Annotated in this window: 19 protein-coding genes; 11 read left to right on the forward strand and 8 right to left on the reverse strand. The window is 63.9% G+C overall.

The genetic code is table 11. The features are described 5' to 3' along the window. Positions 1–132: 132 nt before the first annotated feature. From ACVWYF_RS20355 to ACVWYF_RS20370, 4 genes are all read left to right on the forward strand, one after another. The gene (locus ACVWYF_RS20355) at positions 133–954 is read left to right on the forward strand and encodes a universal stress protein (RefSeq protein WP_457071538.1); all 822 of its coding nucleotides are present in this window, start codon (positions 133–135) and stop codon (positions 952–954) included. 52 nt (positions 955–1,006) lie between these two features. Next, positions 1,007–1,870, forward strand: coding sequence for a universal stress protein (locus ACVWYF_RS20360; RefSeq protein WP_457071540.1), 864 nt, complete (start codon positions 1,007–1,009; stop codon positions 1,868–1,870). A 56-nt stretch (positions 1,871–1,926) separates the two neighbouring features. Then, positions 1,927–2,766, forward strand: a complete 840-nt coding sequence (locus ACVWYF_RS20365) for a universal stress protein (RefSeq protein WP_457071542.1) — start codon at positions 1,927–1,929, stop codon at positions 2,764–2,766. 195 nt (positions 2,767–2,961) lie between these two features. Next, positions 2,962–3,120, forward strand: coding sequence for a hypothetical protein (locus ACVWYF_RS20370; protein WP_457071544.1), 159 nt, complete (start codon positions 2,962–2,964; stop codon positions 3,118–3,120). 326 nt (positions 3,121–3,446) lie between these two features. Here ACVWYF_RS20370 and ACVWYF_RS20375 read toward each other — a convergent pair whose 3' ends face one another. After that, positions 3,447–4,148, reverse strand: a complete 702-nt coding sequence (locus ACVWYF_RS20375) for a hypothetical protein (RefSeq protein WP_457071546.1) — start codon at positions 4,146–4,148, stop codon at positions 3,447–3,449. 162 nt (positions 4,149–4,310) lie between these two features. Between ACVWYF_RS20375 and ACVWYF_RS20380 the strand changes: the two genes are divergently transcribed. Then, the gene (locus tag ACVWYF_RS20380; protein ID WP_457071548.1) at positions 4,311–6,419 is read left to right on the forward strand and encodes a TonB-dependent receptor family protein; all 2,109 of its coding nucleotides are present in this window, start codon (positions 4,311–4,313) and stop codon (positions 6,417–6,419) included. 143 nt (positions 6,420–6,562) lie between these two features. Here the strand turns inward: ACVWYF_RS20380 and ACVWYF_RS20385 are convergent, their stop codons facing one another. After that, positions 6,563–6,835 carry a hypothetical protein gene (locus tag ACVWYF_RS20385; protein WP_457071550.1) on the reverse strand — a complete coding sequence of 91 codons (273 nt, stop codon included), beginning with the start codon at positions 6,833–6,835 and terminating at the stop codon, positions 6,563–6,565. A gap of 47 nt (positions 6,836–6,882) precedes the next feature. After that, positions 6,883–7,329 carry a hypothetical protein gene (locus ACVWYF_RS20390; RefSeq protein WP_457071552.1) on the reverse strand — a complete coding sequence of 149 codons (447 nt, stop codon included), beginning with the start codon at positions 7,327–7,329 and terminating at the stop codon, positions 6,883–6,885. A gap of 126 nt (positions 7,330–7,455) precedes the next feature. Between ACVWYF_RS20390 and ACVWYF_RS20395 the strand changes: the two genes are divergently transcribed. Continuing rightward, positions 7,456–7,737 carry a GNAT family N-acetyltransferase gene (locus ACVWYF_RS20395; RefSeq protein WP_457071554.1) on the forward strand — a complete coding sequence of 94 codons (282 nt, stop codon included), beginning with the start codon at positions 7,456–7,458 and terminating at the stop codon, positions 7,735–7,737. Positions 7,738–7,916: 179 nt separating this feature from the next. On the opposite strand, the gene ACVWYF_RS20400 is transcribed toward ACVWYF_RS20395, so the two are convergent. After that, entirely contained in the window at positions 7,917–10,259 is a 2,343-nt protein-coding gene (locus ACVWYF_RS20400; RefSeq protein WP_457071556.1) for an endonuclease, read from the reverse strand. Positions 10,260–10,431: 172 nt separating this feature from the next. On the opposite strand from ACVWYF_RS20400, the gene ACVWYF_RS20405 reads away from it, so the two are divergent. Then, positions 10,432–10,737 (forward strand): rhodanese-like domain-containing protein, encoded by a 306-nt coding sequence (locus ACVWYF_RS20405; protein WP_457071558.1) that lies wholly within the window; start codon positions 10,432–10,434, stop codon positions 10,735–10,737. Positions 10,738–10,857: 120 nt separating this feature from the next. On the opposite strand, the gene ACVWYF_RS20410 is transcribed toward ACVWYF_RS20405, so the two are convergent. Further along, the gene (locus tag ACVWYF_RS20410) at positions 10,858–12,012 is read right to left on the reverse strand and encodes a sterol desaturase family protein (protein ID WP_457071560.1); all 1,155 of its coding nucleotides are present in this window, start codon (positions 12,010–12,012) and stop codon (positions 10,858–10,860) included. 246 nt (positions 12,013–12,258) lie between these two features. Further along, complete coding sequence (locus ACVWYF_RS20415; RefSeq protein WP_457071562.1) at positions 12,259–14,199, reverse strand: RecQ family ATP-dependent DNA helicase; 1,941 nt, start codon at positions 14,197–14,199, stop codon at positions 12,259–12,261. A gap of 373 nt (positions 14,200–14,572) precedes the next feature. On the opposite strand from ACVWYF_RS20415, the gene ACVWYF_RS20420 reads away from it, so the two are divergent. The 3 genes from ACVWYF_RS20420 (at position 14,573) to ACVWYF_RS20430 (ending at position 18,444) form a co-directional block, all read left to right on the forward strand. Then, positions 14,573–14,983 carry a response regulator gene (locus ACVWYF_RS20420; protein ID WP_457071564.1) on the forward strand — a complete coding sequence of 137 codons (411 nt, stop codon included), beginning with the start codon at positions 14,573–14,575 and terminating at the stop codon, positions 14,981–14,983. Between the two features lie 423 nt (positions 14,984–15,406). Next, positions 15,407–17,920 carry a PAS domain-containing sensor histidine kinase gene (locus ACVWYF_RS20425; protein WP_457071567.1) on the forward strand — a complete coding sequence of 838 codons (2,514 nt, stop codon included), beginning with the start codon at positions 15,407–15,409 and terminating at the stop codon, positions 17,918–17,920. A 101-nt stretch (positions 17,921–18,021) separates the two neighbouring features. Beyond that, positions 18,022–18,444, forward strand: coding sequence for a response regulator (locus tag ACVWYF_RS20430; protein WP_457071569.1), 423 nt, complete (start codon positions 18,022–18,024; stop codon positions 18,442–18,444). 538 nt (positions 18,445–18,982) lie between these two features. Here ACVWYF_RS20430 and ACVWYF_RS20435 read toward each other — a convergent pair. Beyond that, positions 18,983–19,807 (reverse strand): hypothetical protein, encoded by an 825-nt coding sequence (locus tag ACVWYF_RS20435; RefSeq protein ID WP_457071571.1) that lies wholly within the window; start codon positions 19,805–19,807, stop codon positions 18,983–18,985. Positions 19,808–20,079: 272 nt separating this feature from the next. After that, positions 20,080–20,739 (reverse strand): ABC transporter ATP-binding protein, encoded by a 660-nt coding sequence (locus ACVWYF_RS20440; protein WP_168673905.1) that lies wholly within the window; start codon positions 20,737–20,739, stop codon positions 20,080–20,082. Positions 20,740–20,874: 135 nt separating this feature from the next. Between ACVWYF_RS20440 and ACVWYF_RS20445 the strand changes: the two genes are divergently transcribed. Further along, positions 20,875–22,047 carry a glycoside hydrolase family 113 gene (locus ACVWYF_RS20445; RefSeq protein ID WP_457071573.1) on the forward strand — a complete coding sequence of 391 codons (1,173 nt, stop codon included), beginning with the start codon at positions 20,875–20,877 and terminating at the stop codon, positions 22,045–22,047. Positions 22,048–22,099 lie beyond the last annotated feature (52 nt).

Raw genomic sequence — 22,099 nt, forward strand, 5'->3', positions numbered from 1 at the left:
GCTGGCAGCCGGTGCCCGTGGCTCGGCCTAACGCGTTGGGACGGGGCCGCTCCGGCCGGGCCACCGGGCCGTTTGCCGCCGGTGCTTTGGTCGTGCCTGCTTTTTACCTGCTCTGTTTGCTTCGCCTCAGCCATGAATCATTCGCCCGCCCTCGTCGTCCTTACCGATTTTTTTGCCGTTTCCAACCGGACGCTTTCATACGCGGCCGGGCTGGCGGTGCCGCTGCACGCCCACCTAGTGCTGCTGCATGTGCGCCGCGACGGCCTGCTGGCCCCGGCCGAGTACAGCCACCACGCCACCAGCACCGGGCGGCAAACGGCCCGCGAGCTGAAGCACCTGGCCGCCGGCCAGGATGTGCCCACCGAAGTGGATATTTCGGAAGCCTTCCTGCCCGAAGCGGTGGAGGACGTGGTGCGCCGCCACCACCCGCTGCTGCTGGTGCTGGGCCGCCCCGGCTCGGCCACCATGCCGGCCGAAATCGTGACCAACACGGCCATGGACCTGCTGCGGCACGCGCCCTATCCGCTGCTGGTGGTGCCCACCGTGGGCTGGGACGTTCGCCCGCCCCGCCGGCTGCTGCTGGCCGTGGATGGGCAGCCTTTCCTGCTGCCCGAAACCCATCACCTGCTGGCCCGCCTGCTTCAGGCCAATGAGGGCACGCTCGATGTGGTACACGTCATCACCGAACCTACGCCCGACGACGCGCCGGATGTGCTGGCCAGCCTTTATCAGCACGGCCTGTTGAGGGAAGTAGAGGCCAGCCGATTGCACCATGTGCAGCAGCCCACCGTGGTGGGCGGCGTGCTACAGCAAGCCGGCGACCTGCAGGCCGACATGCTGGTGGTGGTGGCCCGGCGGCACAGCCTGCTGGGGGGGCTGTTCCATCGCAGCGTCACGGCGCAGCTCATTCAGGAAAGCCCCATTCCGGTGCTGGTGCTGCCCGCCGGGGAGTAGGCTGCGCAGCGAAATCAGGGGATTAAAAACGTTACTCTTTCGGCTCACGGTCATGAATCCATCTGTTCTGGTCCTCACCAATCCGTCGGACTCGGCGGCGCAGGCTACCCGGTGGGCGGCTGTGCTGAGTGCCCCGCTCCAGGCGCGGCTTGAGCTGCTGCACCTCTGCCACGGCTCCGAGCCGGACCCTGAGCCGGCGGCCCTGGCCGGCTTCCACGCCCACTACAGCCCGGCCGAAACCGCCCAGGCCCTGGAAGCCCTGGGCCACCAGCTGCCCACGCCCACCGGCTTCACCATCACCCAGGAGCCCTTGGCCGAAGCCGTGGCCACGGCTGTGCATCAGCACCACCCGCTGCTGCTGGCCCTGGGCCTGAGAGAGGAGCACGGCCTCCTCGACCACCTGCTGCACAACCGCGCCCTGCCCGCGCTGCGGGCCACCCACCGCCCCCTGCTGCTGGTGCCCGAAGGCGCGCCGGAACCCCGCCTGCCGCGCCGCGTGGTCATCGCCGTCGATGCCGAGCCCTTCGAGCTCAATGCCGCTGCCAAGGCCCTGGCCCCGCTTATGGCCGCCTGGCACGCTTCCTACACCGTGGTGCATGTCACGGCCGCCCCCGAGCCGCTGGCCCTCTCCAGCCGCATGGCCCTGGCCGACGTGCGGGCCAGCCACCTGCTGCCGCCGGCCACGTCGCTGGTGTTGCAGGAGTCGCACCACCCCATTCCGGCCACTGGCATTGTGGAGGCGCTCTACGGCCCGCGCATCGACCTGCTGGTGCTCATTGCCCGCACGCGCAGCTTTTTGGGGCGGCTGTTTCACCGCAGCGTCACGGCCCAGGTGCTGCGCCACACCCCTGTGCCGGTGCTGCTGCTGCCGGCCGAAGCTCCCGAAATCCCCGACTGGATGCCCGGCATGAGCTAAGGCCCGGCGGAAACGACACCCATGATGCTGTTCTGCCACCTTTTTCTCCCTTCGTCATGCAACCCAACTTCGTCGTCCTAACCGATTTCTCGCTCGCCGCCGAGCGTGCCCGGGTGTACGCCGCGGCCCTGGCCACACCCCTCCGGGCCGACCTGCACCTGATACACGTCTTCCTGCCGCAGCCCATCACCACCGAATACGGAACCGTGCTGCCCGTGCTCGACGCCCAGTACGTGCCCGCCACCCGGCGCAGCCTTCAGCAAGTGGCCAATGCCATGCCCGTACACGCTACCGCCGAGCTGCTCGAAGCCGACTGGCCCAGCGCCATCGAGCAGGCACTGAGCGAGCACCACCCGCTGCTGCTGGTGTCCGGTCTCACGGCCACCAGCGGCTACCTCGATGAGTGGCTGAGCAACCGTGCCCTGCCCTTGGTGCATCAAACCGGCTTCCCGCTGCTGCTCGTGCCCGAGCACCTGCCCGATGCCGCCATGCACCCGCCCCGCCGCGTAGTGCTGGCCCTTGAGGCCGACCAGGCCTTCACCCTGGAGCCGGCGGCCACGGCCGTAGTGCCGGTGCTGCATGCCCTGGAGTGCGAAATTATTCCCGTGACGGTGCGGCCGCCGGGCGCGCCGGCCGGCACGGGGGCGGGCTTCGCGGCGGCCCAAGCGTGCGGGCTGGCGGCCTGCCTGCCCGGCAACGAGCTGCGCCCGGTGCTGAGCGAGCTGCCCGCGTCGGGGGTGCTGCAGGCGGTGCAGGACCTGCACGCCGACCTGCTGGTGCTGCTGGACCAGGGCCACGGCTGGATGCACAAGCTGTTCAGCGGCAGCGTGATTGACCATGTACTGCGCTACACCAAAGTGCCGGTGTTGCTGCTCTCGGCCCGCCCGCACGACTAAGGCGGGCCGAGTGATAAAAGTCAGCCATGGGTGTGACGCATGTTATGGAATATCCGAGCCGCAGGAGGCAACTTTAGGAACTGCCTTCACCGGGCTGGCCGCGCCGCCCGGCCCGGCACCTCGGCGCGGGGCCGGGCGGGCGGGCGCTGTTTTATCCATTGACGCGGGGGTGTCAGAAATTCGCCCGCCAGGCATATGCAAGTTTCTGCCAACCATCTGCAGCTGGTTTTCGTGTCGTCTACGGTTTCGGCGGGGTGGGGTGTGGGGTGGGTGGCCACCACGGTGCCGGCCCCACGCCAGGGACAAATAACCATCCCCCTGGCGCAAGTGCGCTTGATTGTGGTGCCGGCATAAGCGGGCCTGCCAGTTGGGCTGGCGCAGCTTTTTGGGGTGTAATGGCGTAACGCCGTGGCTAGTCAGCCCAATCAAGTCGCTCTGCTTGAACTCGCTCGGGGTGCGGATGAATGGCTCCGGGGCGGTGCCCCCCCGGCGGCCATAGTCATCGCGTGCGAGCTGGATGGTGGCCTCCGGCAGCGGCCGGTAGCCGAAGAGCTCGCCGGGTCCATATACCCCCGCAATCAGCTCTTTGCCGCCGGGGGTGCGGCGCACGGTTTTCAGGTGGCCAGCCTGCCCGACGCGGCCGAAATCGACACCATGTTAATGGCCGGCAACGGTAGAGCTTATGAATGCCGCACCATGCGCCAGCCACCTAAGCCCACGATAGCGGCCAGCAGCCACACCGAGGCCCGCCACTGTGGCTGCCGAAGGGGCTGGAGCCATTTGTCAGCAAAGGACTGCTGCGGAAGCGGTGGAGGAATTGGGGGAAGTTCATAGTATCTGGTGCCGCAACTGAAATAGGCAGGGATTGAGTCTATGGGCTGAGGAACGTATGAATCTACCAGCACATAAAGCGTGGTTTGGCTATGATATATGTCGAGTAGGTATCTCTTTTGATTTCGTTTAGTCATCAAGTCCAGTAAACCCACTAATTCCTTGTACCGTGTTGAAGGACGAATTCTGACGCGCACCCCACAGTTTGGGATGGTGTCATTTCGCATTGTTTCGATGGACTGCGAAATAGCCCGCATAGCAAATGAATCATGAGCAGGACTGCCATTTAGTTCAATATCTTGCCAAGCATAAAGGCTGGAGAGTTGCGAATAGAGAAAGGGTATGGTCTTAATATCAATGGATTGGTAAATATTATCTGACTGGGGCTTAGGAGGAAGCGTTAAGATTGTCGCATATCGGGGTTGCAACTGTTTCTGCCACGGCCTTATTGCCACGCACCCAAGCCACAGCAGCCACGCCAGCGCCAGCATGCCCGGCGGAAACAGCGGCTTCCTGCGATAGCGACGCGGCATATGAAGGTGAGGAAGCATATCGCAAGGAAGGGTTGGGAACAACGAATAACGTCAAAAACTGGCTTAGCGTATGCTAGCTGACGAGCAGCAGAGCGGCCAGCTATAGCCGTTAGGTTTCACCATCCGGCAACAATTCGCGTACTCCGCTGGTCTGCGTCGTGCTGTTTGCCCTGCCTCTTTATGTTTCTCCGTTACCTGTTGTTTTTGGGCCTGCTCCAGCTGCCCGCCCGTGCCCAAACCCGGCCCGATACCACCCGCGCCGTGGCCCTACCCGAAGCTACGGTGACCGGCTACGGCCAGCGCCTGCCGCTGCGCCGCACCGCCGCCGCCGTGGGCGTTATTGACGCCAATGTCATCAATCAGTTCAGCCCCACGGCCCTCACGCAGGCCGTGAACACGCTGCCCGGCGTGCGGCTGGAGGAGCGCGCCACGGCCAGCTACCGGCTCAGCATTCGGGGCAGCACGCTGCGCTCGCCGTTCGGGGTGCGCAACGTGAAGGTTTATTACAACGGCATTCCCTTCACTGAGGCCGGCGGCAGCACGCCGCTCAACCTGCTCGACCCCGCTATAATCGGGCGGCTGGAGGTGCTGAAGGGGCCGGCTGGCAGCGTGTACGGCGCGGGCACGGGCGGCGTGGCGCTGTTTGGCACCCCGGCCGTGGCGGCGGAGGTTAGCCGGGTGGCGGTGGGGGCCACGGTGGGCAGCTACGGCCTGCGCCGCAGCACCATCACGGCCGAAATGGGCAGCGCCACCAGCAGCCTCCGCGCCCAGTACGCCCACCAAAGCCTCGACGGCTACCGCCAGCAAAGCGGCTTGCAGCGCGACGTTTTCGCCCTCGATGCCCGCACAGTGGCCGGCCCCAAAACCACGCTGGCCGCCCACCTGCTCTACACCGACATCAGCTACCAGCTGCCCGGCGGGCTCACCCGCGCCCAGTTCGCGGCCGACCCCCGGCAGGCGCGGCCGGGCACGGCCACCGCGCCCGGCACCGTGGCGCAGCAGGCGTTTTACGCCTCGCGCACGGGCCTGCTGGGCCTCACCCACGAGTACCGCTTCAGCGATAAGCTGGAGCTGCAAACCACGGTATATGGCAGCGGGACCGTGATTCGGACGCCGTATCTGGTCGACTACGAACGGGATGCCGGCGTGGGCCTGGGCGGGCGCACGGCCCTGAGCTACCGCACGGCGCTGGCCGGCCGGGTGCTGCGGCTCCAGGGCGGCGGCGAATTCCAGGGCGGCTTCACCGACGGGCGCAGCTACCAGAACAACGGCGGCACGCCCGGCGCGCTGCGCTATAACGACGAAATCACTACCACCACCGGCTTCGCCTTCGCCCAAGCTGACTATGCGTTACCCGCCAATTTCCAGCTGACCGTGGCCGCCAGCTACAACCGCCTGCGCTACCGCATTGCGCGGGTGAGCGACGCCGCCACCCGGCCCAATGATTACCAGTTCAGCCGCGATTTCCGGCCCGTGGTGTTGCCCCGCGTGGCGCTGCTGCGCGAATTCAGCCCCAGCCTGTCGGTGTATGCCAGCGTGAGTACCGGCTTCTCGCCGCCCACTACCGATGAAATCCGGACCTCCGACGGCCGCCTCAACGGCGACTTGCAGGCTGAGCGCGGCACCAGCTACGAGGCGGGGGCACGGGGCAATTTCTTTCACAACCAACTGACTTACGAAGTCAATATCTTCGACCTGGAGCTGCGCCAAACCATCGTCAGCAGCACCACGGACCAGGGCATCGTGGTGTTCCGCAACACCGGCAGCACGCACCAGCGCGGCCTCGAAGCGGCCCTGAGCGGCTGGCTGTGGCGCAAAGTAAAGCCCGTGCCCAATGCGCCCGACGACGTACAAACCACCGGAAATAGCCTGCGCGGCTGGGCCAGCTACGCCTACAACGACTTCCGCTTCGGCAGTTACGCCAGCGGCGGGGCCGACCTGAGCGGCAACCGTCTCACCGGCACCACGCCCCACACCCTGAGCGCGGGGCTGGATTTCAGCGAGCGCCGGGGCCTCTACCTCAGCCCCAGTCTGAGCCATCAGGCCCGCGTCGTGCTCAACGATGCCAATACCGAAGAGGCGGCTGGCTACTGGGTGTTCGGGGCGCGGGGCGGGTGGCGGCGCACGCTGGGCCGGCACCTCGAAACCAATATTTACGCGGGTATTGATAACGTCACCGACCGCCGCTACAGCCTGGGCAATGACTTGAACGCCTTCGGCGGGCGGTATTTCCAGCCCGCGCCGGGGCGGGCGTGGTACGGCGGGGCGCAGGTAGGCTGGCGGTGGTAGGAGCGGGGCTCGCCCCCGCCCGTGTGCCAGGGCGAAACCAACGATTCCGTGCAACGATGGGCGGGGGCAAGCCCCGCCCCTACACAAAAAAGCCCCGTCACTAGGTAGTGACGGGGCTTTTCGTTATTCGCAATGACGCGCCTCTAGCTCTGCTCTTCGGGCAGGGTGAAGGCGCGGTCGCTGGGGTCGGTCAGCTCCTTGGGCAGGTTATCGGAGGAGGCGGGGGCGGGGCCGTTGGCGGCGTGCATCTCGGCGGTGTCGGAACGCAGGGAGTCGTCCATCTCGTCGGCTTTTTCCTGGCCCGAGTCGTTGTTGTTGTCGAGCACCTGGCCGTGGGTGGCCGCGTCGAGCATGGGGGTGGAGGCACCGTCTTCCGAAGGTTCCTGGTCGAAGGTATCGTTGGGGTTATTGGACATGGTTGGGGGAGAAAAAATCGAATGGGAGACATGCGGCCGGGGCCAGCTTATTCGTCCTTGGTGGGGTAGTCGGCGTCGGCGGATTCCTCGCGGGTGTTGTGGGTGCCGCCGCCGGCGTAGCGGGGGTCGTCTTCGGCCCAGGCGCTGCGCAGCGTCTCGTTGTCGCCGCCTTCGGCCTGCACCTCGCGCACTAACTCGGGGTTCTGGTTCTGCATGATGTGGCCCGGCTGGTCCTCGGGGTTGTCGGGGGAGTTCTGGGCTTCCTCTTCGCGGTCCGCGAACTCGCTGAACTCGTCGGGGTTGTCGTTGGCTCCGCTGCGGCCGGCGCTGCTGGCCGTAAACCCGGCATCATCGGCGTGGCCGAAGGTGCCGTAGTCGGGCTTGCGGGCATCTTTGGCGGGGTCGTTGGGGTTGGGGTGGGCCGAAGCGGCGCGCTCCTGCTGGTCTTCGGGGCGGGAGTCCTGGTCGGGGGTGGAACCGTTTTGCGTGTCCATTGGGGAAGAAAAAAGAGGAGGTGAAAACCAAGCGGGCCGAACCCGCTCTCATAATCTCTGTACGCAAACCGTCGGCACTCGTTCGCTTTTGCGTATAGCCCACAGCTTTTCGCCCTTCATCTTCCTATGCCCATGCCCATTCAGCACGACACCGAGAACCAGGAATTCACCCTCAGCCAGGACGGCCACACCGGCAAGCTAGCCTACACCCGCCCCGCCGAGGGCGTCATCGACTTCACCCACACCTTCGTGGACGAGGCCCTGCGCGGCCAGGGCCTGGCCGACGAGCTGGCCCGCGCCGCCCTGGCCTACGCCCGCGACCAAAAGCTCAAAGTGAAAACCAGCTGCGAGTTTATGGCCGGCTTCGTGCAGAAGCACCACGCCGAGTACGCCGACCTGCTGGCCTGAGGCGGGAAGTTATTCGTCAGGGCCGGGGGGCCGTCGTTGCCGCAACGGAGGCCTTTCGTCAGGGCTGGATGCCTGCCGGAACGTTTCCGGGGGGCATCGGATAGGGCTGGATGGCTTCTGGACATAAAAAAAGCCCCCGACCAACCGGCCGGGGGCTTTTCCTAAGCAAAGCACTGGGACTATTGCACCACCACGCGGCCGGTGTACTCCACGCCGGCGCAGCGCACGCGCACGGCGTAGAGGCCGGCGGGCAGCCCGCGCAGGTCCATCGAAGCGGCCTCGGTGGCGCTGAGCTGAGCGGTGCGCTGGCGCACGGCGCGGCCCAGCATATCGCGCACTTCCACCGTGGCAGAGAGGGCGGCTGACTGGCCGGGCAGGCGCACCTGCACGGTGGCGGTGGCCGGGTTAGGGTAGATTTCGAGGGCCGTGCGCAGGCCGGCAGCGGTGCGGGTGGCCGTAGCTAGGCCGCAGGCGGTGCTGGTGTAGCTGCCCACGCCGGCGTAGTTGTCCACGCCGTTGCCGGTCCAAGTGGCGGCACCGTAGGGGCCGTTCCAGCGGCCGCCCTGGTTGGTGTTGGGCAGGCGCACCATGGTGTTGTTCAGGGTCGAGCCGTTGCCGCCCACCGTCCATTCGGTGGGGCGCTGGCCAATCACGCCAATCACGTCGAGGGTATCGGTGCCATTAAAAAGGGCAATGGCATCGTCGCCGTTGAAGAAAGCTACGCCGCTTTGCAGGTCGGTCTGGGCGGCCACGCCGGTATCGGTCACGCCGGTGTTGGCAATCACGAACACGTCGTAGGGGGCAATGGTACCCGTCAGGGCCTGGGTGGTGGTGGGGGTGGTGGCCCCGTTGGCGTACAGCACCACGCTCTTGCCGGCCAGAGGCATGGGCGCGTTGGTGGGGTTGTAGATTTCGAGCACCTTGGTGTTGCCCGTGCTCGACTCGGTGTACTGCGTGAAGTAGGGCTTGGTGCAGGGCGCGCCCACCGGGGCTGCGTCGTCGTTGCTGATGGTGAGGACATGGGCATTGGGCTGGCCCAGCAGCACGGTGGTGGTGGAGGGCGTGCCCAGGCGCAGGCGCACGGTTTCGTTGGGCTCAAAGGTTACGTCGCCGTTCACGGTCACGGTCACGGCCTGGGTGGTGGCCCCGCCCACGGCAAAGCTCACGCTGGCCGTGTTCAAGGTATAATCGGAGGGCGACGTGGCGGTGCTGCTGGCCACGTCCGCGCTCACCGGCACGGTGAGGGCGCTGGTGATGGCTGCGCCGGTCAGGGCTACGTTCACGGTGTAGGTGCTGGTGCCGGTATTGCCTTCGATGATGGAGCCGGCCGCCGAGGCGAAGCTCACCGTAGCCGGCGTACCGTCGTCGTTGGTGATGGTGAGCGTATGCACGTTGGGGCCGCCCAGGTTGGTGCCGGTGGCGGGGTTGGTCAGGTTGAGCACCACCGTCTCGTCGGCTTCGGGCTGGGTGTCGCCGGTCACGGTCAGGGTCACGGTCTGGCTGGTGCTACCGGCCGGGAAGGTCACGGTAGCGGGCGAGGCGAAGGTGAAATCGGTGCCGCTGGTGGCGGTCGAGTTCATGGCATCGAAGGCCACCTGCACGGTGGTGGCCGTGGTAGCGGCCGGGGCCAGGTTCACGGTAAACGTGTAGGTGCTGGTGCCGGTGTTGCCTTCGATGATGGCACCCGTAGCGCTGGCAAACGTGAACACCGGGCCGGCCGGGGCCAGGCCGTAGGCCAGGGCCACTAGCTCGGGGTGCTCGATGTAGGGGTTGTAGTTGCCCTGGCTGGCGGCCACGCGGCGGTTGCGCTCAATCTCATGGGCGTCCACCGGGTCGGCCAGGTGCCAGGCGTAGAGGGTGGCCAGCGGGGCCACCGAGGTAATGTTCTGCTTGCCCTGCGCGATAAGCTCCGGCTGGGTGTCGTGCATCGTGTAGAAGTAGAAGGCCGTGCGGGCCACGTTGCCCTTGTGGTCTTCGCGGGGCTCAAACGTGGTGTTGGTGTCCTCGCTGTACTCGTCGATGTTGGTGGTGGGAATGGTGGTCTGGCTGCTGGTGTTGCGCATCCAGAGGGTGGTGGTAGCGTCCGGAATGTCGGCGTAGGGGTTGTTGCCCCGGTTCGAGTTCCACTGGATATAAGTGGGGTAGAGGTGGTGCATATCGGACACCATGCGGGCCCCCGAGCTAAAGAACGACTGCGGAATGGTGTGCTCGCAGTTGATGTTGGCCGCCGACGTGGTGCTGCTGCTGTTGAAGTTGAGCGGGTTCGGGGTGTTGTAGCCCGAGTACACGCAGGTCACCGAGTTGTTGTAGTTGTCGGCGTAATTATACATTTTGGCCCGGGCTCCGGCGTAGGAAAGCACCGTGCGCTTGCCGTCGTACCAGTTGGTGCGGAGCCAGTCGCGCAGGGCCTGGCCCTGGAGGTTGGTGGGCGGAGCGGCCGGCACGGCCGGAAAAACCTGGGCTTGCAGCGCGGCGGGCACCAGGGCCAGCGCTACCAGCAGCGAAGCGAAAAATTGTTTCATACGAAACCGGAGAAGGGGATAATGGGATGGTGAATAAGCACGGGGGCAGAGGGAAGCAGTAAAGATAAGGGATTCAAACCGGGCGGCTGAGGCTCCGCGCATTACGAAACCAAGAAGACTTCGGCCGTACTTTCGCCCCACCAATTCCCACCAATCCACCCCGCCTCACCTCATGGCCGACATCACCACCACCGAACTCCGCCAGCGCCTGCAAGCCGGCGAAACTCCCCACCTCATCGACGTGCGCGAGCCCTGGGAACACGAAGAAGCCCGCATCCCCACCGCCCAGAACATCCCCCTTAGCTCCCTGCCCGACAAGCTCGACGACCTCGACGCCTGGAAGGACCAGGAAGTCATCGTGCATTGCAAGAGCGGTGCCCGCTCCTCGCAGGCCAAAGCCTACCTCACCCAGCAGGGGTTCCGCAACGTGCGCAACCTGCTGGGCGGCTTCACCGAGTATTCGGCTGAGGGGAAATAGCCTAGCCCAGCAAACGGAATCCGCTTTAAGTTGTGCCTAACAAGTTAAACAAGAATAGCCCCCGGGCCACTCCAGGATTTACTGGGTTGGCCCGGGGGGCTGTTCTTATTGGCCGTACGCTCAGCGGCTGCTGGGCTCCTCCATTTGCAGGTCGTTGTCGAAAGGGCTCTTGGTGAAGGGATGTTTCAGCTGCTTCCAGTAGCCTTTGGGGTAGGAGCCTTCCCGCACGCCGGTGGCCTTAGGCCAGGCCTTGCCGGGCAGGTAATAGGTGCCGAAAATCCGGTCAATCAGGGGAAAGTGGATGGCGAAATTCTTGCCGTAGTGGGCCGGGTCCTCGCAGTGGTGCCAGTGGTGGAAATGCGGCGTGACCAGCAGGTACTTCACAAAGCCGAAGTTGATGCTCGTGTTGGCGTGAATCAGCACCGCGTGAATGGATACGAACAGGATGTAGGCATTGAAGGTGAGGGACGAAAAACCGCAGACGTAGAGCGGGATAAACGAGATGGAGCGCGTGACGAAAACATCCACGAAGTGTGTGCGCGAGCCCGCCAGCCAGTCCATGGCCTGCGTAGAGTGATGCACCGAGTGAAAGCGCCACAAGTACATGTGCGAGTGAAACAGGCGGTGGGCCATGTACTGAAACAAGTCGGTGACGAACAGCGCCAGCAGGAAACCCGCCACAAACGGGAACTGCTGCACCCAGTGCTGAAACGGGGCCAGCCCCATCCAGCCGAACATCAGTTTGGCTGGGGCCTGGGTAATCACGCCAAAAAACTGAACAAACAAGTGGCTCACGGTGAAGTATACCAAGTCGGTGCGCCACTCGGCGTGAAAGCGCGACTGCCGCTTGTTCTGGGGAAACGCCATTTCAATGGGAATGAAAATCACCGACATGAGCAGCAGGTCAATCAGCAGCCAGTCGAGGCCCACGTGCCACGCCGTTTTTTCTACCGCCCGGGCCTGCACCGCAAACCCGCCCGTGACCACCGCCATGGCCGAAATCACGATGCCCGTGACGGAAAGCTTCTTTTTCTGACTCAGCAGGAAGCTGACCGTGGCAAACAGGAAGGACGCGACAATCACGGCCATCAGCACCGTTTTCATCATCTCACCAGTGTACAGCTCGCGAAATTCCGGCGTGGTGAGGTACTCCGGGTAATGAAAACACAGCACCGCGCACATGGCCAGCACGGCCAAAAAAACAGAGGCATAGCCACTGATGTAGCCCTGGCCAATTTGCAGGCGTTGGGTAATCGATTCAGCAGGTTCGGTCATTGTAGTAGCAGGTTGGGTAAACCACCAGCGGCAGGAAGGTGCGGCGGCAGCAACAGCTGAAGCGTTTCAGGTGCTGCTTGGTCCGGTAAAGGTGCGGGCTTGCTGCGGGTGCCCCAAATCAAATGTGGGCAACAACGGATATTACATTCTTGATAAATTGAAATTAACCGGCTGACTATCAAAGAATTTTATGCGTAAAATCAGACTTCGGCACCAGCCTTTCCCACAACACAGCCTGCCGAAAAATTAGGCATTTACTTGTAACCTCCCATCGGCGGCATACGCCAGCTCACCCCGGTCCACCATTTCGCGCACGGCCGCCGTAATGGCCGCCGCATCCTTGGGCGGAAAAGCGGCCAGCAGCTCCCGGGGCGACAGCGCCGCCTGCCGCAGGTGCGCCAGCAGCGGCTCGCGCAGCGAGGGGGCCTGGGCGGCGGCCTGCGCGGCTTTCTTTTCGGCCAGACAGATGTCGCACACCCCGCAGCGGGCCGGGTCGGCCTCGTCAAAATACGTGAGCAGCAGAACCTGGCGGCAGCGGGTGCCGCTCAGGTACTGGCCCACGGCGTGGGTTTTGGCGCGGGCCAGGTCGCGGGCGGCGGTCATCCGCACCTGGTCGATGGGCAGCTTGGGCGCATCGAAGCGGGGCGTGGTGAACATGGCCTGCGGCGACTCCTGCTTGGGCTGGTAGTGCAGAATGCCGGCCGTGTGCAGGTAGCGCAGCTGCTGGCGCACTTCCACCACGCTACGGCGCAGGTGCGTGGCCAGCGAATTCTCCGAAATGGTCTGGAAATCGGAAAACAGCTCGCCGCCGTGCAGCCGCAACAGTGACTTTATCAGCAAATCATGCTGCGCATTGGCCACTTGGAAGGCGTACAAGTCCTGGTGGCTCATAATCAAATGCACCCGCGCCGGCTGGTTCACGGCCTCATTCAACTGCACGAAGCCTTCGCGCTGCAAAATCTTCAGCGAGTTGTGCGCGTCCACCGCCTTGATGCGGTAGGTTTCGGCAAACTGCTGAATATCGAACTCAAACGCCGCCAGCTCGCCGCCGCCCACCGCTGTGCTGGAGTAGTTGGCCAGCGCCTGGTACACGCGCCGCACCGTATCCAGCGGCGGAAACGACTGGCTGGTGCGGCGGCGCAGCTCGTCGGCATCATTCGGCCCGGCCAGCAGCACGGCGAAGGCGTACTGGCCATCGCGGCCGGCGCGGCCGGCCTCCTGGTAATAAGCCTCCAGGGTATCGGGCGCGTCGAGGTGGGCCACGAGGCGCACGTCGGGCTTGTCGATGCCCATACCGAAGGCGTTGGTGGCCACTATCAGACGCACTTTGTCGGCAATCCAGTCCTGCTGCACTTGGGTGCGCTTGTCCGACGGCAGGCCCGCGTGGTAGGCCGCCGCCGCAAACCGATGCTGCTGCAGAAAAGCCGCCGTGTCTTCCGTTTGCCGCCGTGTGCGGGCGTACACGATGGCGGTTTTGTTCGGCCCCACGCCGCGCACCACTTCCAGCAGCCGGCGCAGCTTGTCCTCGGTGTGCAGCACCGAATACGAGAGTTTGGGCCGCGCAAAGCTCTGTCGAAACACGCCTGAGCCCGGCCCAAACTTCAGCTTCTCCACAATGTCGGCCTGCACCTGGGCCGTGGCCGTGGCCGTGAGGGCGATGACCGGCGTCCCCGGCGGCAGCTTCTCCCGCAGCTCGGCAATGCGCAGGTAGGGCGGCCGGAAATCGTACCCCCACTGCGAGAGGCAGTGGGCCTCGTCCACGGCCAATAGGCCCACATTCATCTTCGCCACCCGCACCTGAAACAGCTCCGTGAGCAGCCGCTCGGGACTCACATACAGGAATTTCACGCTGCGGCCATACACGCAGTTGTCCAGCGCGTGGTCGATTTCCTGGTGGCTCATGCCTGCGTAGATGGCTTCCGCTTTCAACCCCCGCTTGCGCAGGTTGTCCACCTGGTCCTTCATCAGCGCAATCAGCGGCGACACCACGATGCAGATGCCCGGCCGCGCCAAGGCCGGCACCTGAAAGCAGATGCTCTTGCCGCCGCCGGTGGGCAGCAGCGCCAGCGTATCGTGCCCCGCCAGCACCGAATTGATGATTTCCTCCTGCCCTGGCCGGAACGCCGTGTGGCCCCAATGCTCGCGCAGCAGCACCAGGGGCGAGGTTTCGGTAGGAGCGGAGGACATGGGGCGAAGTTACGGCCGGGTGTTGTTAACCAATGGTTGCAAATTTGGCTTCCCCTGTATTGTCCATCCCGATAGCCATGGGCCCGGGAAGACGCTTTGGGTGAGACTTCACGGAATTCAACCCCAAAATGAAATTTTGCGAACCTTAACAGGGGAACGAGCTGCTTGAACGCCAACCACCTTCTTTTCTGTTTGCGCCAGGCTTCGCTTGTGTCAGCAGGCGCACCGTTGTCTCTTTTGGTAAAGCGAGGGCTTTTATTTTTGGACAGGATTCGCGTGCGCGTTCAGCCTGGTAAGCGTTGCCGAGGACCCATTCCCCCTTCGCCGCCTGCTTCCCCGCTAACCCACGGCCCACTTCCTGCGTTCATCGGCCATGCCCAAGCTCCATTGCACCCTGTTAGTCGACGACGACTCCACCACCAACTACCTCAACCGCAAGCTGCTTGAAAAACTGGAAGTCACTGAGCAGGTGCTAGTGGCCCTCAACGGCCAGGAAGCGCTACAGGTGCTGGCCACCGAATGCACCGAGGCCAGCCCCACCTGCCCGGCCCTGATTTTCCTCGACGTGAACATGCCCGTCATGGACGGCTTTGGCTTTCTATCCGCCTACCAGCTGCTGCCCCTGGCCAGGCAGCAGGCCATTGTCATCGTGATGCTCACCACCTCCATGCACCCGCGCGACATCCAGCGCCTGGAAGCCCTGCCCGTCGCTGGCTTCCTTAGCAAGCCTCTAAGCTCGGCCAAAGTCAACGACATCATGCAAGCCCATTTTAGCCAGGCGTAGGAAAGGGGAGCCGTTTGAACGAACCAGAACGTCACGATAAAAGAACGTCATGCTGAGCGTAGCCGAAGTATCTCTCCCGCGTAACTAAACCCTGATAATTGGTTTACTACTGCGGGAGAGATGCTTCGGCTACGCTCAGCATGACGTTCTTGTTTTTATTTGGTCATTAAGCTCTGCGCAGGCATAATTTAAGCTGCTTATTACCTCCTTAAATCTGCCTAATTTTCAATGCTTTCCGTTCACTACCCGGCTCACGCCGTATAGCTGCTTAGCCGGCCCCGCTTGGACAGCCGTCCGGCCATGCCCCCCGTCCCCGGGGGCCCCTCCACCGCCTCAGCGCGGCCGTCGGTACACACCGCCCGCAGACTCTGCCGCTGCTTCCCTGGCCCCGCTTACCCCTTTGGCGCACGTTACGCGCTGCTTATGGAGTTTCTCTCCGCCGCCCCCACCACGGGGCCCCGCCTTCCCCTGCCCGCCGCCGATGCCCTGCTCGAAAGCGTGCTCGACGTCTCGCTCACCGCCCTTCAGCTCTGGCGCCCCATCTACGGGTCCGGCGATGCGCTGGTGGATTTCGCCCTCGAATACCTGAACCCCGCCGGCCAGCGGATGCTCGATTTGCCGGCGCGGCCCGGCGGCACCATGCGCACGCGTTTCCCGCACACGCTGGACACGGGCGTCTTCGGCTTTTACAGCCAGGTGTTTGAATCCGGCGAGGCCGGCCGCTTCGAGGTGAACTACCAGGCCGACGGCCTCGATAACTACTACCACCTGGCCGCCCGGCGCAGCGGCCCGCTGCTGGTGGTAAGCTTTAATGACACTGCCGACCAGGACCGCAGCGGCGTGGAGGCCGCCCTGCGCGAGAGCCAGGCCCGCGAAGGCGATGCCCTGGCCGACGCCTTGCGCCAGCGCCAGCGCCTGTTTTCCGTGTTCGATGAAGCTCCCGGCCTCATTGCCCGCCTCACCGGGCCCGACCACGTCATCGAGCTGGCCAACGATGCGTTCCGTCAGGCCTTTGGCCACCGCCAACTGGTGGGCCGGCCCTACCGCGAAGCCGCTCCAGAGCTGGCCGGGCAGTCTTTCTTCGACTGGCTCGACGGCGTGTACCGCACCGGCGACACCTTCTACGGCAACGAAGTGCCCACCCGCCTCGACCGCACCAATTCGGGCCGGCTCGACGACGGGTACTTCAACTTCACCTACCAGGCCACCCGCGACGCCGCCGGGGCCGTGGCCGGCGTACTCATCTTCGCCTACGACGTAACCGAGCAGGTGCTGGCCCGCCAGCAGCTGCAGCTGCTGAACGAGCAGCTCGAAGCCCGCGTGGTCGCCCGTACCCGCACTGCCATAGCGGCCCAGGCCGAGGTGCTGGCCGCCGCCCGCCGCCAGGTGCAGGAGCGCGAGGCCTTCTACCAGGTGTTCGAGCAAAGCCCCGCTCTCATTGCCTTGCTGCGCGAGCCCAGTCACCGCATCGAGTACCACAACCCCGCCTTTCAGCGGCTGCTGCCGGGCCGCGAGCTAATCAACCGCACCATGGCCGAGGTGGCCCCCGAGCTGGCCGAACAGGGCTTTGTCGAGCGGCTCGACCACGTGTATAACAAGGGTGAAACCCGCATCGAGCCCGAAGTGGCCTTCGAGCTGGTGCTGCCCGGCGGGGGAGCCCCCGAAACCACGTACTTCACCTTCACCTACCAGGCCTACCAAGAGAGCGGCCGTACGGCGGGCGTCACCATCTTCGCCACCGACGTGACCGGCGAAGTGCGGGCCCGCGAGCAGCGCGCCGCCCAGCAGCTGGAGTTGGAGCAGTTGTTTATGCAGGCCCCGGCCCCCATCGTGATTCTGGACGGGCCGGAGTTGGTATTTCAGCTAGTGAACCCGGCCTATCAGCAGATTTTTCCCGGCCGCGACTTGGTGGGCAAGCCGCTTCTCGTGGCCCTGCCCGAGCTGGCCGACACGCCCATTCCCGGCCTCATGCGGCAGGTGTACGCCACCGGCGCGCCCTACGTGGCCCAGGAAATGCCCCTGATGATGGCCCGCCACGAAGGTGACCCGCTGGAGGAAATCTTCTGGACTTTCTCCTATCAGGCCCGCCGCAACGAGCAGGGCGCCGTCGACGGCCTGCGCGTGTTCGCCCACGACGTGACCGAGCCGGTGAGCGCCCGGCAGCTGGTGCTGGCCAACGAGCAGCAGGCCCGAGCCCTGGCCCAGGAGCTCACGGCCGCTAACCAGCAGCTCACCCGCGTCAACGCCGACCTCGACGCCTTCACCTACACCGCCTCGCACGACCTGAGCGCCCCGCTGGCCAACCTCGAAGGCCTGCTGCACGCCCTGGAAGAACAGCTGCCGCCCGCCGCCCGCCAGGCCGCCGACGTGCGTCCCCTGCTCGACCTGATGCAGGGGGCCATCGAGCGTTTCCAGCGTACTCTCGGCCAACTCACCGACGTCATCCGCGAACAGGCCGCCCAGGACCAGCCTGCCGAGTCGGTGGACCTGGCCGCCCTCATCGACGGCATCCGCCTCGACCTGGCCCCCATGCTGGCCACTGCCCAGCCCCGGCTGCAAGTGGACGTGGCCGGCTGCCCCCACCTCTCCTTTGCCCCGCGCAATCTGCGCAGCATCGTCTACAACCTGCTCAGCAACGCCCTCAAGTACCGCGACCCGACCCGTCCGCTCGTGGTGTACGTGCGCTGCTTTTCCTCGGAAGCGACTATCGTGCTCGAAGTGGAGGACAACGGACTCGGCCTTGATGCCGGCCAGCAAACCCGCTTGTTCGGCCTGTTTCAGCGCCTGCACACCCACGTCGATGGCTCCGGGGTGGGCCTCTACACCGTCAAGAAAATCGTGGAAAACGTCGGCGGTACCATCGCCGTGCGCAGCCAGCCCGGCGTGGGCACCACGTTCACCGTAACCCTGCCCGGCCTCGTGCCGGTTGCGGACTGACCCCCAACCTGTCCGGCGCGACCGTACCTTTGGGGACTTGTTGTTTTCCCAAAACCTTCCGGGCGTAGCCAGCTTATGTGCTGTCCCAACCTCTTTCCCGCATGATTAAGCTCTCCAGCGTGCTGCTGGTCGATGACGACCCCGCCACCAACCACCTCAACGAGCGCCTGCTCAAGCAGCACGGCGTAGCCGACCAATACCTGTCGGCCAATGATGGCGCCGAAGCCCTGGTCGTCCTCGAACGGCTCAGCGCCGAGGCCAACCCCAGCAGCCCCGTTCTGGTGCTGCTCGACGTGAAAATGCCGGGCATGGACGGTATGGCCTTCGTCGAAGCGTACAAGCGCTTGCCCGAAGCCCAGCAGCAGGCCGTCGTCATCGTGATGCACACCGCGTCGATGAACTCCGTCGACCTCGGCCGCATTGATGCCCTGCCCATCGCCGGGCTCGTCAGCAAGCCCCTCACCAAGGAGAAGGTCGACACCATCCTTAAGCTGCACTTCCAGCGCCAGTTTCCCACCGGCTAGGCCGTAGGTTTCTGCCGTTCGGTGGCTGCCCTGTCCGCCGTCACCTGTTCAAACCAGAAAGGCCAGGCTTTGAGCAATAGCTTGACGGCGTGCCGGCCACGGGCGTGCCCTGCTTGTGTGAGGTGACCAAACTCACCCCACACAAGCAGGGCACCGTCGAACTGGGCGAAGACAGCGACAACCACTACATGAATACCGCAACTTCCACCCGGTAATGCGGGGGCTAACTGTTTCTCCCAATGGGCAAGGCGGAGTCCAGGACAGCCTGCTTATGCCTCCTTACAAGGCAACTCAGTAGGTTTTTGAAAGATTCGGATTCAGTAATAACAGCGCTGGAATCATTTTATCACTTCTCAATTAATGAAGCAGTTTAGGAAGTCGGATTCGGTGGCTTTCCAGCTGGGTTGCCGGCTTTTGCCGGCTGTCCGCTTCGATACCATCGCTTTAAACAGCTTCAATAAAAAGGGCAAGCCAATAGCCAACAAAAAAGCCCGGTACCTTGCGGCACCGGGCTGGCAGAAATAGAAGCGAATTAAAATTAAGCAGCCGCCTTCTCGCCGTTCTCACGGTCATCAATGGCCTTGCGCAGCTTGGCGATGGCCTGGATGGCGCGCTCCTCATCGAGGCGATTGATGTTGAGCAGCATCTTGGTCTTTTCCGGGCGGGTAATCACCGGGTGGTTTAGCAGGCGAATAATTTCCTCCTTCTGCGAGGCCGTGGCGTACTGCACGGGCACGGCAGCAGTCGTCTCAGCCGGGGCTTCGGCGGGCACTACCTGCATGGTGGGCACAGGCAAGCTTGGCCCGGCAGGGGCCACGGCAGCAACCGGGGTGGCAGTCACTGCGTGGGCATTGGTGTTATAGTCCATTTCCTCGGCGGGCGTGGGCTCGTAGCCAGCGGCACGAATAATCCAGGCCAGGCAGTTGCGGTAGGCCTTGCCGATGGCCCGGGTCTGGGCCATGCTCATGATGGCAAATTCCTGGTAGAATTTTTTGCCGCTCTCTTTGTTGGAGCACACCGCGAAGCCGGCCCCCACCGTGGTGCCGTGGCGCAGGTCAAACAGCGTCACTTTGGCCTGGTACTTCATTTCCTCGGGGCTGCTCACGTTGATGACGTGCTCCACGATGGGCACGATGCCCAAGCGCGAACCGGCGTACTGCCAGCCCTCTACGTTCACAAACTCCTTGCCTTGTACGTTGGTCGTGAGCTTGTTATCCTTGATGAACTTAGCGAGGTCCTTCGCCAAATCCAGCGTTTCATCGGAGCGGGCAATGTCGTAGCTCTCGACTTTAACTTTTTTGGTAACTTCCTTGGTGGTTTTGAGGGCCTCGTTCATGGCTTTGTTCTTTAGTAATGTGTCCAACTGATGTTCGGGTTAATAACCCAAAGCTAGAAAGAAACGTGCCAGAATTGCCAAAAATATTGGTAAATTTTATCCTTGTATATCAATGTGTTATATTCGTTAATGAAAAATTGCGTGGCTAATTAGATTGGATAATATAATCTTTTGACGCCGAAATGGCCCGAGAAGCTTTTGCCGCAGAGGGCGCAGACGCTTACGCAGAAGGGACGCAGAAGAACAATTCCTCTGCGGCCCCTCTGCGTAAGCGTCTGCGCCCTCTGCGGTGAGAAAAACTACCCCCCTTCCAGAATGTGCCCGTCACGCATCACAATCTTGCGGTCGGCCATCTCGGCCAGTTGGTCGTTGTGCGTCACAATAACGAAGGTCTGGCCCAACTCCTTGCGCAGCAGGAAGAAAATCTGGTGCAGCTCCTGGGCGTTTTTGGTGTCGAGGTTGCCGCTGGGCTCGTCGGCAAAGATGATTTCGGGCGAATTAATCAGGGCGCGGGCCACGGACACGCGCTGCTGCTCACCGCCGCTCATCTCGCTGGGCTTGTGGTCGGCCCGGAATTCCATGTTCAGCATCCCGAGCAGTTCGCGGGCCCGCACGCGCACCTCTTTTTCGGAGCGGCCGGCCAGGTAGGCGGGCAGGCACACGTTTTCGAGGGCCGTGAACTCGGGCAGCAGGTTGTGAAACTGGAAAATGAAGCCGATGTGCCGGTTGCGAAACCGGGCCAAATCGTTGCGCCCCAGCGAGCTCACCGACTCGCCATCGAACAGGATATCGCCCGAATCCGGCGTGTCCAGCGTGCCCAGAATATGCAGCAGCGTGCTCTTGCCCGCCCCCGAGGAACCGACAATGCTCACGATTTCCGACTTTTCAATCGTCAAATCGATGCCCTTGAGTACGTTCAGGGAATTGTAGCTCTTATGAATGTTGATAGCTTGCAGCAACGGCGGGCAGCGATAGACGTGAATGAAGCAGTAGTGGCAAAGCTACGCACAATCCGGGCGGTGCCGTGCCGCGTCCTATACGTAGCCAGCCAATTAAGCGTAAACCGATTCTTTGCATTGACGCATTTCTTTTCCATGCCGCTTTCCTTTTCTTCGGCGCGGCGTTGGTGGCCGCTGGCTTTGCTGGCCTTGGTGCCGCTACTAGCCCTCTGGGGCTGGCCGCGCCGTGCCGCCAGCCCCATCGAAACCGCCCGGCAAGCTCGGGAGCTGGCCACTGCTCCATCGGCTTTAGGGGCGGCCTTTGCACCGCGCGGCCAGGGCACGGTGGTGGCGGACATCCTGCGGTTGCGCGGTGTGAGCTGGGTGGGCGGCGATTCCATTACGGCCGCCGAGCTGGCCCCGCTGCTGCGCGACCACATCAGTTGGATTGCGCAGATGCCCTTCGGCTGGCAGGCCGGCCCTGCCGAGCCGGCCGTGCAGCTGCACACCGCTCGGCCCGGTGGCCGCTTCGGCCTGTGGGGCGAAAGCGACGCCGGCCTGGCCTACACGGCCCGGCTGGCCCGGGCGCACGGCATCCGCACGCTGCTCAAGCCGCACTTGTGGGTGCGGGGCCGCAGCACCTGGCCCGGTGATATTAAGATGAACAGCCCCGAAGATTGGGATGCGTGGTTTGCCAGCTACGCCACGTTTATGCTGCATTACGCCGCGCTGGCCGAGGCGGCGCACCTGGACGGCCTGTGCATTGGCACCGAATTGCAGCACGCCACCGAACCCGCCCACGAAAAGGCTTGGCGCGGCCTCATCAAGCAGATTCGGCGGGTGTACCACGGCCCGCTCACCTACGCCGCCAACTGGAGCGGCGAGTACGAGCAAATCAAATTCTGGGACGCGCTGGACTACGTGGGCATTCAGGCGTATTTCCCGCTGAGCCCAACTGCCAGCCCTTCGCTCGATACGCTGCTGCGCGGCTGGCAGCCCCATTTGCAAAAGCTAGCCCGGTGGCAGAAAAAAATCAAAAAGCCCGTAGTTTTCACCGAAGTGGGCTACAAAACCACGCCCGATGCCGCCGCACGGCCCTGGGAATGGCCCGAGCGCACGGCCGCCCTGCAAACGCCCGACGAGGCCATGCAGGCCCGCTGCTATGAGGCGCTGTTCCGGGCCTGCTGGGGCCTGCCGTGGCTGAAGGGCACGTTCATCTGGAAGTGGTATCCGGGCCTGCAAGCCGACGGCCCGGCCCGCCGCCACGCCGACTTCACGCCCCAGCACAAGCCCGCCGAGGCCGTTTTGGCCCGCTGGTACGGGCAGTAAGTTCGCACTACGCGCATTCGTTTGCTACAATCAGGGCCGGCCGCCGTACTTT

This window comes from Hymenobacter sp. UYAg731 (genome assembly GCF_054061335.1).